The organism is Pseudomonas sp. LARHCG127 (assembly GCF_052871455.1).
The window spans coordinates 118,380-131,825 of record NZ_JBIXJT010000003.1 but is presented as its reverse complement, the minus strand read 5'-3'; the positions used below and the strand labels follow the sequence as shown (position 1 = coordinate 131,825).

General features: G+C 62.8%; 10 protein-coding genes. 2 read left to right on the top strand and 8 right to left on the bottom strand.

Going from position 1 to position 13,446, the window contains the following annotated elements:
- Positions 1-134: 134 nt before the first annotated feature.
- The 5 genes from ACIPQ1_RS06445 to ACIPQ1_RS06425 form a co-directional block, all read right to left on the bottom strand.
- Entirely contained in the window at positions 135-953 is an 819-nt protein-coding gene (locus ACIPQ1_RS06445; protein WP_446533774.1) for an energy transducer TonB, read from the bottom strand.
- Positions 950-1,396, bottom strand: a complete 447-nt coding sequence (tolR, locus tag ACIPQ1_RS06440) for a protein TolR (RefSeq protein ID WP_446533773.1) — start codon at positions 1,394-1,396, stop codon at positions 950-952. Before tolR ends, ACIPQ1_RS06445 begins: the two co-directional genes overlap by 4 nt.
- A 13-nt stretch (positions 1,397-1,409) precedes the next feature.
- Positions 1,410-2,117, bottom strand: coding sequence for a protein TolQ (gene tolQ, locus ACIPQ1_RS06435; RefSeq protein WP_446533772.1), 708 nt, complete (start codon positions 2,115-2,117; stop codon positions 1,410-1,412).
- A gap of 64 nt (positions 2,118-2,181) precedes the next feature.
- Complete coding sequence (locus tag ACIPQ1_RS06430; protein WP_411387510.1) at positions 2,182-4,065, bottom strand: phytase; 1,884 nt, start codon at positions 4,063-4,065, stop codon at positions 2,182-2,184.
- 203 nt (positions 4,066-4,268) lie between these two features.
- The gene (locus ACIPQ1_RS06425; protein WP_411384618.1) at positions 4,269-6,797 is read right to left on the bottom strand and encodes a TonB-dependent receptor; all 2,529 of its coding nucleotides are present in this window, start codon (positions 6,795-6,797) and stop codon (positions 4,269-4,271) included.
- A 459-nt stretch (positions 6,798-7,256) separates the two neighbouring features.
- On the opposite strand from ACIPQ1_RS06425, the gene ACIPQ1_RS06420 reads away from it, so the two are divergent.
- A complete protein-coding gene (locus ACIPQ1_RS06420; RefSeq protein WP_411384617.1) occupies positions 7,257-8,171 on the top strand; it encodes a GGDEF domain-containing protein in 915 nt (304 codons plus the stop codon).
- Positions 8,168-9,205, top strand: coding sequence for an AraC family transcriptional regulator (locus tag ACIPQ1_RS06415; protein WP_186706796.1), 1,038 nt, complete (start codon positions 8,168-8,170; stop codon positions 9,203-9,205). The genes ACIPQ1_RS06420 and ACIPQ1_RS06415 overlap by 4 nt, the downstream gene beginning before the upstream one ends.
- 213 nt (positions 9,206-9,418) lie before the next feature.
- Here ACIPQ1_RS06415 and ACIPQ1_RS06410 read toward each other — a convergent pair whose 3' ends face one another.
- The 3 genes from ACIPQ1_RS06410 to nirB all read right to left on the bottom strand — a co-directional run bounded on the left by ACIPQ1_RS06410 (position 9,419) and on the right by nirB (position 13,014).
- Entirely contained in the window at positions 9,419-9,859 is a 441-nt protein-coding gene (locus ACIPQ1_RS06410) for a CBS domain-containing protein (protein ID WP_018610425.1), read from the bottom strand.
- A gap of 222 nt (positions 9,860-10,081) precedes the next feature.
- Positions 10,082-10,453, bottom strand: a complete 372-nt coding sequence (nirD, locus tag ACIPQ1_RS06405) for a nitrite reductase small subunit NirD (protein WP_411384616.1) — start codon at positions 10,451-10,453, stop codon at positions 10,082-10,084.
- Positions 10,453-13,014, bottom strand: a complete 2,562-nt coding sequence (gene nirB, locus ACIPQ1_RS06400) for a nitrite reductase large subunit NirB (protein WP_411384615.1) — start codon at positions 13,012-13,014, stop codon at positions 10,453-10,455. The genes nirD and nirB overlap by 1 nt, the downstream gene beginning before the upstream one ends.
- Between the last annotated feature and the right edge of the window lie 432 nt (positions 13,015-13,446).

The window sequence follows — 13,446 nt, the reverse complement described above, 5'->3', positions numbered from 1 at the left end:
CATACAGAACCCTGTGGGACAGAGCACTGTGGGAGCGAGCTTGCTCGCGATAGCGGTGGGTCAGCCACCGTTGATGTTGACTGGGCTGGACCTATCGCGAGCAAGCTCGCTCCCACAGGTCCTTTCAGCAAGTATCATTTGATCCGGTAGTGAAACGTATTGCGCACCGCAGGCACCGTCACCGCCTTGCCATCGATGATCCGTGGCTGATAACGAAACGTCTGGGCGGCAGCCAGGGACGGTCGAATGAACAAGGGGTGGCAACCGTCGATGACCTTGGGGCTGTCGATCCGCCCGTCCGGCATCACGCTGTATTCCACCGTGCAATCGCCCTCCAGGCCCTTGTCCAGGGCGCGTTGCGGATAATCCGGGGCTTGCTTGCTCAGCGGTTGGTAGCTGCGGCTGTCGGCGGCGGCCTGGCGTGCCTGCTCAGCGTGGCGTTGTTGGGCAAGCTCCTGCGCTTGCCGGGCCTGGTGCTGCTGTTCGGCAGCCTGCCGCTCGGCGTCTTGCCTGCGTCGTTCGCTTTCCTGGCGTTCGCGCTGCTGCTGTTGGGCCTGTTGCTCGCGCCTTTGCTCCTCGACCCGTTTGCGGGCCAGTGTCGCCTGTTCCAGCTTCTGCGCCTGGACTCGCGGATCCACCGCTGGCTTGGTGGGGACAGGGCGTGGCGCGTCCATGGGTGGCGGGACAGATTCGACCGCGGCGGGTGCAACAGGGGTCACAGCCGCCGGTACAGGCGCTTCGGGTACCGCTGCCGCCGGCAGCATCACCAGTTGCGTGCGCAGCACCTGCGGCGTTTCGGCGGCGGGTTTCTCCACGCGCCATCCCAACACCAACGCCCCGACTATCGCGGCGTGCAAAGCCACGGCGAGCCCTGCCGCCAGGCTGTTTTTCCAGAAGCTGCGCCCCAGTGCAGGCACGCTCAAGGAAGAACTGTGCATGATCATCGCCGTCATTGCGGTGCCTCGGTCACCAGTCCCAGGTTGCTCACGCCGCCCTGCTGCAACGCGGCCATGGCCGCGACGACCCGGCCATAATCGGCATGCTCGTCGGCTCGGATGTACACCTGGGTATCGCGGCGCTCGGCCACGACCTGCGCCACCTTGGCGCGCATCTGCTCCAGGTCCACGGCACTGTCGGTCTGGTGATGGGTATCCAGTTCACCGCCCAGGTTCCAGTAGTAACCGCCCTCGGCCTTGACCGACAGGGTGAGGATTTGCTGGCGACTGTCGGTGGCCAATGCTTCGCTGGCGACCTTGGGCAGTTCGATCTTCACGCCCTGGGTCAGCATCGGCGCGGTGACCATGAAAATCACCAGCAGTACCAACATCACGTCGATGTACGGCACCACGTTCATTTCGGCCTTGGGGCCGTGCTTTCGTTGTGGCTTGACGAGCATTTGCCCTCTCCTTTCAAGCGGCCGCGGCCATGTTCGCCGGGGCACCGTGCAGCTTGCGGTGCAGACGCGCCTGCAGCTCGTTGCCAAACGCGTAGTAACGGGTCAGCAGCGTCTGGCCACGGGCCGCGAAACGGTTATAGGCAATCACCGCCGGGATCGCAGCGAACAAGCCGATGGCCGTGGCGATCAACGCCTCGGCAATGCCCGGCGCCACGGTGGAGAGACTGGCCTGCTGCACTTGGGACAGGCCAATAAACGCATTCATGATCCCCCATACCGTGCCAAACAAACCGATGTAAGGACTGACCGAGCCGACAGTGGCCAGAAACTGCAAACCCTTCTCCAAGTGGACTTCCTGTTCGCTGATCGCCACCTGCAGCGAGCGCTCGACGCCTTCCAGCACCACCTCGGGCGTACTGGAAGGCTGGTTGAGCCGAGTGAAAGCCAGCAAACCCGCCTGGAAAATCGGCGTGACGCCACCGTCTTCTTCGCGCACTTGTGCGTGTTCCCGGTACAAGGGCAACAGGTCCTGTGCGCCGCGGAAACGCTGTATGAAACCGTTGAGCTGCCGCTCGTAGCGCTGCAGCACGGCGCTGCGCTGGATAATCAGGTACCAGCTCAATAACGAGGCCAGCAGCAACGTGAGCATGACCGCCTTGACCAGCAGACTCGCATCGCTGATCAGGCCCCAGATCGTCATGTGTTCCAAAGTGGCTTGCATGGTTGAAACTCCTGTCTGGCGGTTATTCGATGAAATGTTCGTGACCGGCTGATGACAACGTCGCTCAAGGCAGGCCCAGCGCTTTCGCGACGTCGGCCCAGGGCACGAACTTGAAGTTCTGGGTCTGCTCGGGCATGCGCTTGCGGCCATCCTGGACCACCAGCATCCCCTGGCTCCACGGCCCGCCGAGGTTCACCGAGGTCACTTCCAGGCCATCGGTTTCCGAGGCGCCATCAATCCCTGCGGCCGCGTTCAGGCCGACTCGGAAGGCGCCGCGCACGGCGAAGGGCGGCTCGGCATCGAGCACCAGGTAGCTGTCGTTGCCCTGGCTGGAGATCACCAGGTAGTCGCGGCCCCCGGCCTGATACAAGGCCATGCCTTCGACGTCGGCGTGCAACGGCGGGCCGACCTTGATCACACTGTTCAAGGTGGCCGGCTGTTCGGCCCGGGCATCCACTGTCCAGACGCCCACGTCCTCCTCACCCAGAAACAAGCGCTGGCGCTGCTCATCGGCCACGCACCCTTCGGGCTGGCTGGCGACGTTGAACTGGCGCACCAACTGGCCGCGCACTACGCCGTCCGGCGCGCTGAGGCGGTACTGCTCGAAGCGCCCGTCCTTGCCGTTGGCGAAGGCATACAGTTCACCTTCGGCCGGTTGGAACAGGCAGATGCCGTAGATTTCCTTCAAGGACGTCGCAATCTCCCCCGCTTCGCGCAACTCGCCGCTGGCACGGTCGATGCTGAACAGGCTCAAGCTGTTGCGATCACGGTTGCTGGCCACCGCCAGGTCGACGGTTTGCGTGCCCAGCTTGAAGCCAGGCCGCACATCGACGTTGTTCAGGCGCCCGACCGGCAGCGCCTGCAGCAACTTGCCTTGCAGGTCGTAGGCCAGCAGGCCTTGCTTTTTGTTGGTGCCCAACACCCGACTCAACCCGGGCGCGGTCGGATGTACCCAGATCGCCGGGTCATCCGCGGCATCCCCCTGACGGGCCACCGGTTCACTCTGGGCGATGGCGGCGACACTCGGCAGGACCGGCGCCAGCGGCGCGGGGCTGGGTTGCCAGTCGAGTTCACCCTGGTACAGGTGTCCGTTATCATCGTCGCGCAGCAGCACTTCGATACCGGTTATCGTCCGGCGTGCCGCAAGGCTTTCCGGCTCCTTCAGGCCCGGCAGCGATAGCTTGGCGCGTGGTGTCCAGGTTTCGCCGTCCGGCTGATACAGGTGCAATTGCGCGGCCTTCGGGTCGAGGCCCAGCACGCCGCCGGACACTGTTGCCAGGGCGCCGGCCGTGTGCTGGATGTCGCCGAATGGTTCGTGCATCGCCACGGGCACCCGCACAGTCTCGGCCTCGGAGGATGCGGGGTAGGCCCACCAGCCGACCCGCTCTTCGTTGACGAACAATTGCTGGCTGTCGTCCTGCACCTGGCAGGTCTTCGCATCCGGCGGCAACGGCACGCCACGCACCCGTTGGGCCGTCGCGCCCAGTTGCTCGCCAGCGCCCACCAGCCATTGCTCACCCTTGCCCTCCTCACCCACCAGGAACACAAACAGGTTGCTCGCTTCGTCGCGGTACAGGCATAGACCGTTTACCGGGAAGTCCCGCGTGGGCAGGTACAACGGCGTACCCCACTGGCGGTTGTGTGGATCGAGGCTGACGACCAACGCTTGCTGGCGCGTGCTGTCGAGGCTGGCGACCAGCACGTTCGCGCCAAGCGCACGGCTGTCGAGGCCGTCGAAGGCGCCCTTCAGGCGCGTCAATTCGCGACCTTGGTCATCGAGCAAGAACAAGCCTTCACGGGCACTGGCCAGCCGCTCGGTCGTTGCAGCGCCTGGCAAGAATCCCAGGGCATTGAGCGACAGTTGCTGGGCTTGAAGCCAAGGTTGCAGCTTCAGCTTGGGTGCAGGGGAAGCCGCCTGGGCGGTGACCGATGCCAGGCTGACAAGCATCGCCAGCAGGTAGCGTGTGGGTAAAGACAACATCGTGTTCAACGGGAAAATCCTTTCGTTGGGCCGAACTCAGAAATCGCAGGTTCGCTATTTTCCGTGGCGAGGGAGCTTGCTCCCGCTTGGGTGCGTAGCGCCCACAAGAAAGGTCTGCTGCGCAGCCCCGCGGGAGCAAGCTCCCTCACCACAGGGATTGGCATCGGTGGTCAGAAATGGGTAAACGTCAGCCCTAGCTTGTACGTCGGGCCGTACTCTTCGTACTGGCCGTTATAGGAACGATGGCCGGTGTAGACGAAATACGACTCGTCGGTGAGGTTCTGGGCCTCGAGGCTGACTTGCAGGTTCTTGGTCAGGGAATAACGCGCACTGAAATCGACGAAGGTCTGGGCGTCGACGTGCAGGTCATGGTCGCGGTCGCTGATGGATGCCAGCTCGAACAGGTACGCTGACTTGTAGTTGGCCGACAGCCGCAGGCTCAACTTGTCGTTTTCCCAACCCAACATCAGGTTGCCGACCGTGTCCGACTGATTCGGCAAGTCGATGCTGCGCTTGCGCTGTGTACCACTGGCCTGGTCGAAACCCTCGATCTCGGCATCCGAACGGCTGAAGGTGGTGTTGGCGCCGAGCAGCAGGCCGTTCCAGGGTGCTGGCAGCCAATCGAATTTTTGCGAATAGGCCAATTCCAAGCCATACAGCTTGGCGCTGTCCCCGTTGGCGTAACTGTGGGCTTCGGAGAAATCAGTCCAGGCGCCAGTGCCGGCCAGGTCGGTGTTGTAGACGAAGTTCTTGATGTCCTTGTAGAACACAAAGGCCGAGACCGTGCCCGCGTGCCCCATGAAGTGCTCGATGCCCAGGTCCAGATTGCTCGATTCCAGCGGCTTGAGGTCCGGGTTGCCGAAAGTGGCCTCGTCATCGTCGATGACAAACCCCGGCGCCAGTTGCCCGAAGGTCGGACGCACCACGGATTTGGTCCACGCAGCACGCACCTGGGTGTTCTTGTCCAGTTGGTAGCGTGCATGCAGTCCCGGCAGCCAGTGGTGGTACTTGCGTCGGGTCTCGGTATCGGTAAATACCCCATCGGTGGCGCCGGTGCCCTTGGCTTCGAACTCGGTGCCTTCGTAGCGCATGCCGGCGATGAAACGCCAGTCATCGATGTCGACGGTGTTCATCAGGTAGCCGGCGTTGATGTCCTCGCTCATCTTGAAGTCGTTGACACGCGACTCTTGCTCATCAAAAAAATCATCGCGATTGAGGCCGCCCAACAACTGCTTGATGGCATCGGCGCTGATGCCCGGGCCGAAGCCGCCGAGGCGGTAATCCACGTTGCCTTTCTGGAACTGCCCAAGGTTCAGCTGCTCGTCGGTGAAACCCAGGTCGTCGAAGTCCTCGTAGACCCACGCGTTCAGGTCGTTGTCCTTGTCCCGCCGGCTGACTTTGCCGCCGAACTTGACCTGGGAGGCATACCCCCCGAGGTCATAGTCCCGGGCCAGGTCCAGGCGCAGGTTTTTCTCGGTGTCGGTGGTTTTTTGCTCTTCCCAGTCCACCTTATCGAGGCTGAAATTGGCCGGATCGTAGAAGCCCGAACCGATGATCGGCCGTGGCTTGTCGTTGTCATGGAAACCGCCGTTGAAACCATCGATACCTTCGAAGGTGGCGCCGGCGATGTGGCCAGGGCTGTCTTCGCTGGATTGGCTGTAGCCACCCTGGCCGCTCAGGGTCCACAGACCGAACATCCGCTCGCCGCCGAGCACGTAGGATTGGATTTCCTGGGTTTCTTCCCGTTGCTTGAGCCTGCGCTGGCCCTCGGCGTCGCCCAGTTCACCGGCGGCCTGCGGGTCTTCGAAAGCGATGCTGGTGGCGTTGCGGGTTTCGCTGTCCTTGTAGCGACTGTAGAGCGTGCGCAGGTAATAGCTGCTGACGTCATCGGGCTTGTAATCGAAGTTCAAGCCGCCGCCGGTCCGCTCGCGACGGATGTCGTAGTCGCGCTGTTCGAACTCTTCGAGGCGTGAGCCTTGTTCGAAGTCCCAGGCGCCGCCGGTTTCGACGTTGTCCGAGCCGAAGTCACGTTTCTGCCAACTCAGTGCCGCGGCCACGCCGAAGTTGTCGATGCCATCGCCAAGACTGAAACGGTCGCTGATGGCGCCGGAAAATTTCGGACTGGTCTGGCCGGTGTTCTTGTCGTAGCTGGCTTCGCCGCTGCCGGTATAGAACAGGCCCTTGTGATCGAAGGCCGAGAGGCTCTTGACGTCCACCGTTCCGCCCAGGGAGTTGGCGTCCATGTCCGGCGTCAGGGTCTTGATCACTGACAACGACTGCACCAGTTCCGAGGGCAACACGTCCAGGGCAACGGCGCGACGCTCGCTTTCCGGCGCCGGTACCAGGGTGCCGTTGATGGTCACGCTGTTGAGGTCCGGCCCCAGGCCGCGCACGCTGACAAACCGGCCTTCACCCTGGTCGCGCTCGACGCTGACACCCGGCAGGCGCTGCACCGCTTCGGCGACGTTTTCATCGGGCAATTGCGCCACGCCGTCGGCGTGTACCACGCTCTTGATGCTGTCGGCGCTGCGCTGCTCCTTGAGGGCCTGGTCGATACTGGCCGCCTGGCCGACCACTTCAACGTGTTCCGTGGCACCGGCCGCCTGCTCCGCGGCGCTCAGTCGCTCACTGGCAATCGCCATGGCCAACGCGGTGACGGTGAAACCGACGAGCCCGGCAGTGCTTGTGCGGTGATACATGGTGATCCTCCCCAGGAATCCGGAAATCCGCCAGGCAATGGCCCGGCAACTGGGTGGGCACGCTAGGGGTGGGGAATGACGGTTCTGTGACAGGCAGGGGGCGCAGAAGCCAAGCGGGTAGGTTTTGAGTGGATTCGCGGCACACAATGAGCTGATACGACCCTCTTTTACGACGGGTGCGGGTCCTCGTGGCGAGGGAGCTTGCTCCCGCTCGGCTGCGCAGCAGCCGCAGATCGGACGATGCGGCGTGCCTGCAAGTATCGTGGCGCTTGGTTTTTTTGGAGGGGCGCTTCGCACCCCAGCGGGAGCAAGCTCCCTCGCCACAAGGATTGCGGCAAAAAAATCCGGATAACCGATGAGCTGATTCGACCTCCCCCACCCCATCACTCGCCGTCACCGCACTGTCACATTCATCTGCTGTGCTGGGCCGCATTCCGCTTCTGGCAAAGGATTCCGGCCATGTTCTCCGTGCTCCGCCCGCACCGTTTCAAACTCGCCCTGCTCCTGCTGGCGGCCAACTTCGGGTTGCTCCTGCACTTGGCCAGCGGCGAACTCAAACCCATCGCCGAATGGGTCTGGCTGGATATCCTCGGTGAAGGTGGCTCGGCGCTGCTGGCGTTGGTCTGGCTGGGGTTGGTACTCAAAAGCCGCCCGGCTGGCCGGGTCACCAACTACCTGGTCCTGGGCCTGGGCTGCATCTTCTTTTCCTGGTGGATCGACAGCCTCGACGAATTCATCCGCCTGCCCGACAGCATCACCTGGGATCACTGGCTCGAATCCGGACCGATGCCGCTGGGCATGATCCTGCTGACCCTCGGCATCTACCACTGGCACCGCGAACAATTGGCAATCAATGGTCAGATGGAGAAGCGCGAGCGACTGTTCCGTGAGCACCGTCTGTTCGACAAGCTCACACCGTTGGGTGGCGCTGACTTTCTCAAGCATGAGCTGTCCGCCAGCCTGGAGGACAGTCGTCGTCGCCAACAACCGCTGTCGCTGCTGGCCTTGGACCTGGATAACTTCACCGCTATCAACCAGCGTTTCGGCCACGGCGAAGGCGATGCGGTATTGCAGGCGATCAGCCAGTTACTGGTCTTGAACCTGCGCCGCCAGGACCTGCTGTGCCGCCTGGCCGGTGATCGCTTCGTGGTGCTGCTGCCCGACACCGGCGAAAGCCAGGCCCGACGCCTGGCCCTGGAACTGGAAATCGCGGTGCGCAGCCTGGCTCACAAGACCCGACAACACGGCGAGCGGCTCCAACTGGCCGCCAGCACAGCGGTGGTGATGGCGTTCGACGAATCCCCCGACGCCTTGCTCAAACGCCTGAACCTGGCGCTCGCCCAGTCCCGGACCCTGTTGGCGAAAAGCGCATGACGCTCAAGACCTGCTGGTACGAAACCGACAGCCGCTTCATTCCGGGACACTATCAACCCGCGGCGCTGATCGACCTGGCATTGTCGCGGGACATCGACAGCCATCGCCTCCTACGCGGCACCGGGCTATTCCATGACGATATCCTCGCCGGACAGAGCCGCATCAGCCCGCAGCAGTTCCTCGGCCTGATCGACAACAGCCGGCGCCTGCTGGATGCCAGCGACAGCAGTTTCCTGTTTGGCCAGCGGCTGTTGCCGGGGCATTACGGCCCCGCGAGCCACGCTTTGCGTCACGCGCAGAACTTGCATCAGGCCCTGCAGACCCTGATCGACCAGCAGGCACTGCTCAGCCCGTTGGCGGCCCCTCGGCTGCTACTGGACGAGCACTACGCCTACGTCCATTGGCTAGACAGCTGCGGTGCCGACGAACAATGGCGCTTCGTGCTGGAAGCGAGCATGACCTCGATGGTGGCGATGAGTGCCTGGCTCAGCGGCGAACGCTTGCCCTGGCAGTGCAGTTTTCGCCACGGCGAGCCGCGTTACGTCGAACAATATTGGGTGCACCTGGGTGAGCACACCCAATTCGACCGCCCTCTGGACCTGATGCGCCTTCCCCGTCACTGCCTCGCCCAGCCCTGGCCCAACGTCTCGGCCACCGCCGGCCAGGTGGCGCGGATCGAAGCCCGGGACCAGCTCGATCAACTGGGTTTCGCCTCAAGTTTCCTGGATTGCCTCTACGACTACCTGCACGCCCATGTGCAGCAGACGCCGAGCCTGGAACAGACCGCCCAGGCCTTCGCCATGAGCCCGGCGACCCTCAAGCGCAAATTGCACAAGCACCACACCGGGTTCCAGCAACAGGTGGACCGGGTGCACACCCATGTGGCCCTGTATCTGTATCAGGTCAAGGGGTTCAGCAACGAGGAAGTGGCGCAGTACCTGCGCTTCAACGACACGGCGAACTTCCGGCGCTCGTTCAAGCGCTGGACTGGCAGTACGCCGAATCTTATCCGGCAGTTGTTGATGTTGGGCTGAAGGGAGCGGCTTGAAAAAGGCCTTATCGCGAGCAAGCTCGCTCCCACACTGGATTGGGGGGGATGCAAAGTAGGCTTGCGGTGAACTGCTGTTGTGGCGAGGGAGCTTGCTCCCGCTCGGTTGTGCAGCGACCGCAAGATTTTGGGACCGCTGCGCGCTCCAGCGGGAGCAAGCTCCCTCGCCACAAGTGCCGTTGTGTTCGAAAAATCGGGGTCAATGCCCGCGAATGTAATGCTCCAACTGCCGGATCAAATCCGCCTGCTCGACAATCGCCTCTTTCACCAGGTCGCCGATGGACAACAGGCCGATCAACTGCCCGTTATCCAGCACCGGCAGGTGCCGCAAGTGGCTGTCGGTCATGACTTCCATGCAGCGGTCGATGCTCTGCTGGCTATCGGCGGTGATCACCGGGGCGCTCATGATGGTGCGCACGGTCGTGCCCACCGATGAGCGTCCCTTGAGCACCATCTTGCGTGCATAGTCCCGCTCGCTGAACACCCCCACCACCTGGCCGTCCTCGATCACGGGTAATGCGCCGACATTTTTCTCGGCCATGATTTGCAGGGCTTCGAGCACCGTCTGCTCGGGGGCGATGCTGTGGACCTGCTGGTTCTGCACGCTCTTGAGCCTGACCAGTTGGGCGGCGGTTTTCATTGTTCATCCCCAATTTCAGTAAAAAGTGACCCGCTGTTCGTGGCGAGGGAGCTCGCTCCCGCTCGGTTGCGCAGCGACCGCAAGATTTTGGGACCGCTGCGCGGTCCAGCGGGAGCAAGCTCCCTCGCCACAAGAGCACTGCACTGCTAGAGCACCATAAGAGCACTGCTAGAGCACTGCTAGAGCACTGCAGGAGCACCACAACAGCAGGCATAGCACGGATCAGTCTTCGCCAATCTCCACCACATCACCGTTGAGCCGCACCGGCCACACCCGCAGGCTTTGTTCCGGGTATTCCAGGCAATGACCGTCTTCCAGACGGAAATGCTGCTTGTACATCGGCGAGGCAATCACCAGGTCACCCTTGATACTGCCCAACAGTCCGCGGCCGATGACGTTCGCGCCGGACTTTGGGTCGCGGTTGTCGATGGCGTACAGCGGCTTGTCCTCATGTTCCGGCAGATAGAGCAACGCCACTTGGCTGCCATCGTGCCAGGCGACCACGCCGGAGTTGGGCACCAGGTCCTCACGGCTGCACAGGGCGCGCCATTTCGGGGATTCTTGAGCGATACGAACGACATTTGACTGGCTCATCAGAGCACCTCCTCGGTAACGGGAATCAGGTGGAGTTCATGGGCATGCACTGGCCGACGCTGGCCGCGCTCGCGGACGAAGTGAACATCCGGATCGCCGCGCTTGTCGTTGACGAAGGTGCGGAAACGCTTGAGCTTCTCCGGGTCCTTCAAGGCATTGGCCCATTCGCATTCGTAGCGGTCGACCACCAATTGCATCTGCGCTTCGAGCTCGGCGCCCAGGCCCAGGCTGTCGTGAATGATCACGTCCTTGAGGTAGTCCAGGCCGCCCTCCAGGCTTTCGCGCCAGACCGATGTCCGTTGCAACTTGTCGGCGGTGCGGATGTAGAACATCAGGAAGCGGTCGATGTAGCGGATCAGCGTGGCGTCGTCCAGGTCCGTGGCGAACAGCTCGGCGTGACGCGGACGCATGCCACCGTTGCCGGCCACGTAGAGGTTCCAGCCCTTCTCGGTGGCGATCACGCCGACGTCCTTGCTCTGGGCCTCGGCGCACTCGCGGGTGCAACCGGATACCGCGAACTTGAGCTTGTGCGGCGAGCGCAGGCCTTTGTAGCGGTCCTCGATGGTCAGTGCCATTTGCACGCTGTCTTGCACGCCGTAGCGGCACCAGGTGCTGCCCACGCAGGATTTCACCGTGCGCGTGGATTTGCCGTAGGCGTGGCCGGTTTCGAAGCCCGCTTCGATCAGCTCGGACCAGATGTCCGGCAACTGGTGCAACTGGGCGCCGAACAGGTCGATGCGCTGGCCGCCGGTGATCTTGGTGTAGAGGTCGTATTTCTTGGCGACCACACCGATGGCGATCAGTTTGTCAGCGGTGATCTCCCCACCGGCAATCCGCGGCACCACCGAGTAGGTGCCGTTTTTCTGCATGTTCGCCATGAAAGTGTCGTTGGTGTCCTGCAACGGCACCAGGGACGGGTCCATGATCGGCTGGTTCCAGCACGACGCCAGGATCGAGCCCACCGCCGGTTTGCACAGGTCGCAGCCGGTGTGGCCACGGCCGTGCTTGGCCAACAGTTCTTCGAAACTGATGATGCCTTCCACCCGCACCAGTGCATACAACTCCTGGCGGGTGTAGGCGAAATGCTCGCACAGGCTCTTGTCGACACTGACGCCACGGGCAATCAATTCATGCTCGAACACCTGCTTGACCAGTGCCGCGCAACCACCGCAACCGGTACCGGCCTTGGTGTCGCATTTGAGCTGGCCAAGATCGGTGCAACCGCCGTCGATGGCCGAACAGATCGAGCCCTTGGTGACGTTGTGGCACGAGCAGATAGTAGCGGTTTCGGGCAGCGCCGCCGGGCCCAGGGTCGGAGCGCCCTCGGACGATGGCAGGATCAGGCTGGCGGCATCCTTGGGCAAGGCGATGCCGTTCTGCATGTATTGCAGCAAGGTGTCGTAGTAGCTGTTGTCACCCACCAGCACTGCGCCGATCACGTGCTTGCCGGCGGCGTCCACCACCAGTCGCCGGTAGCTGGCGCTGGTTTCATCGATGAATTGGAAGCTGCGCGAACCCGGCGTGTTGCCATGGGCATCGCCAATGGAGCCGACATCCACGCCGAGCAACTTGAGTTTGGTGGACATGTCGGCACCGGTGAAGGCTTCAGCGCTTGCGCCGCACAGGGTGGCCGCGACATTGCGGGCCATCTGGTAGCCGGGGGCGACCAGGCCGAAAATGCTGCCGTTCCAGGCCGCGCATTCGCCGATGGCGTAGATGTCCGGATCGCTGCTCTGGCAATGATCGTCGATCACCACGCCACCGCGTGGACCGATCTGCAGGTCGCTCTGGCGAGCCAGGGCATCCTGGGCGCGGATACCTGCGGAGAACACAATGAGGTCGGTTTCCAGGAAATCGTCGTCACCGAAATTCATCCGATAACGGTACTGCTCACCGGCACTGATGGACTGGGTGCCCTTGGACAGGTGCACGCCGACGCCCAGGCTTTCGATGCGTGCCTTGAGGGCCAGGCCACCCTGCGGATCCAACTGCACCGGCATCAGCCGTGGGGCGAATTCCACCACATGGGCTTCCAGGCCGAGGGTCTTGAGGGCGTTGGCCGCTTCCAGGCCCAGCAAACCACCCCCCACCACCACGCCACGGCGGGCATTGCTGGCGGCGGCGCGGATCGCGTCCAAGTCTTCCAGGGTGCGATAGACCAGGCACGAATCGCCTTCAGCGCCCTGGATCGGCGGCACGAAGGGATAGGAACCGGTCGCGAGCACCAGTTTGTCGTAGCTGACACGCTCGCCGGCTGTCACGACTTCACGGGCCTGGCGGTCGATTTCCAACACAGGTACACCCAGGTGCAACGTGACGCCCGGGGTCTGGTACAACGACGCTTCGCCCAAGGCCAGGGACTCGGCATCACGCCCGGAGAAATACTCGGACAGATGCACGCGGTCATAGGCACGCATCGGCTCTTCGCTGAACACATGCACGCGGTAATGATTGAGGGCACCGCGCTCGATCAACTGTTCGACGCAGTGATGGCCGACCATGCCATTGCCGATCACGATCAGCGTTTGCAGCTTGTTCAGGGAAGCAACGTTGGAATTCATAAAAAGCACCCGACAAAAGCCCATCACGATGTTGAAAGCAAAAAAAAGACGCCTGAAACCTTGCGGTTCCAGGCGTCTTTGCCTGTTCTGTGCGGTATCGGCCCGGCGACTGCGCCCCGACCTACCGTTATCCCCCGGCCTGCTGGCACTCGATCTTCGTTGACCGACGGGGCTGCCCACTCGACTGTGTTCACGGCGGGCCTGGATAGCCTCTTGCAGCGAGCGTGCCAAACCTCATCGGCAACCCTGTCCACGCCCTCCCCGCCACCGACGATCCCCTGTGGGAGCGGGCTTGCCCGCGAAGACGCCCGCTCAGTCACCGCAAGCCGAGCGGTATTCGCTTCGGTCTCGCAAGCGCCAACAACTGCCTTGCGATGGTGCGAGCCTGCACGAGCGGCTTCATAAAAGTGCAGCCTTTCAACCCCTCCAGCA

What these genes read in the sequence shown, in the direction of transcription:
- ACIPQ1_RS06445 (WP_446533774.1), bottom strand. Translation starts at nt 953, where the DNA reads ATGACGGCGATGATCATGCACAGTTCTTCCTTGAGCGTGCCTGCACTG.
- tolR (WP_446533773.1), bottom strand. Translation starts at nt 1,396, where the DNA reads ATGCTCGTCAAGCCACAACGAAAGCACGGCCCCAAGGCCGAAATGAAC.
- tolQ (WP_446533772.1), bottom strand. Translation starts at nt 2,117, where the DNA reads ATGCAAGCCACTTTGGAACACATGACGATCTGGGGCCTGATCAGCGAT.
- ACIPQ1_RS06430 (WP_411387510.1), bottom strand. Translation starts at nt 4,065, where the DNA reads ATGCTTGTCAGCCTGGCATCGGTCACCGCCCAGGCGGCTTCCCCTGCA.
- ACIPQ1_RS06425 (WP_411384618.1), bottom strand. Translation starts at nt 6,797, where the DNA reads ATGTATCACCGCACAAGCACTGCCGGGCTCGTCGGTTTCACCGTCACC.
- ACIPQ1_RS06420 (WP_411384617.1), top strand. Translation starts at nt 7,257, where the DNA reads ATGTTCTCCGTGCTCCGCCCGCACCGTTTCAAACTCGCCCTGCTCCTG.
- ACIPQ1_RS06415 (WP_186706796.1), top strand. Translation starts at nt 8,168, where the DNA reads ATGACGCTCAAGACCTGCTGGTACGAAACCGACAGCCGCTTCATTCCG.
- ACIPQ1_RS06410 (WP_018610425.1), bottom strand. Translation starts at nt 9,859, where the DNA reads ATGAAAACCGCCGCCCAACTGGTCAGGCTCAAGAGCGTGCAGAACCAG.
- nirD (WP_411384616.1), bottom strand. Translation starts at nt 10,453, where the DNA reads ATGAGCCAGTCAAATGTCGTTCGTATCGCTCAAGAATCCCCGAAATGG.
- nirB (WP_411384615.1), bottom strand. Translation starts at nt 13,014, where the DNA reads ATGAATTCCAACGTTGCTTCCCTGAACAAGCTGCAAACGCTGATCGTG.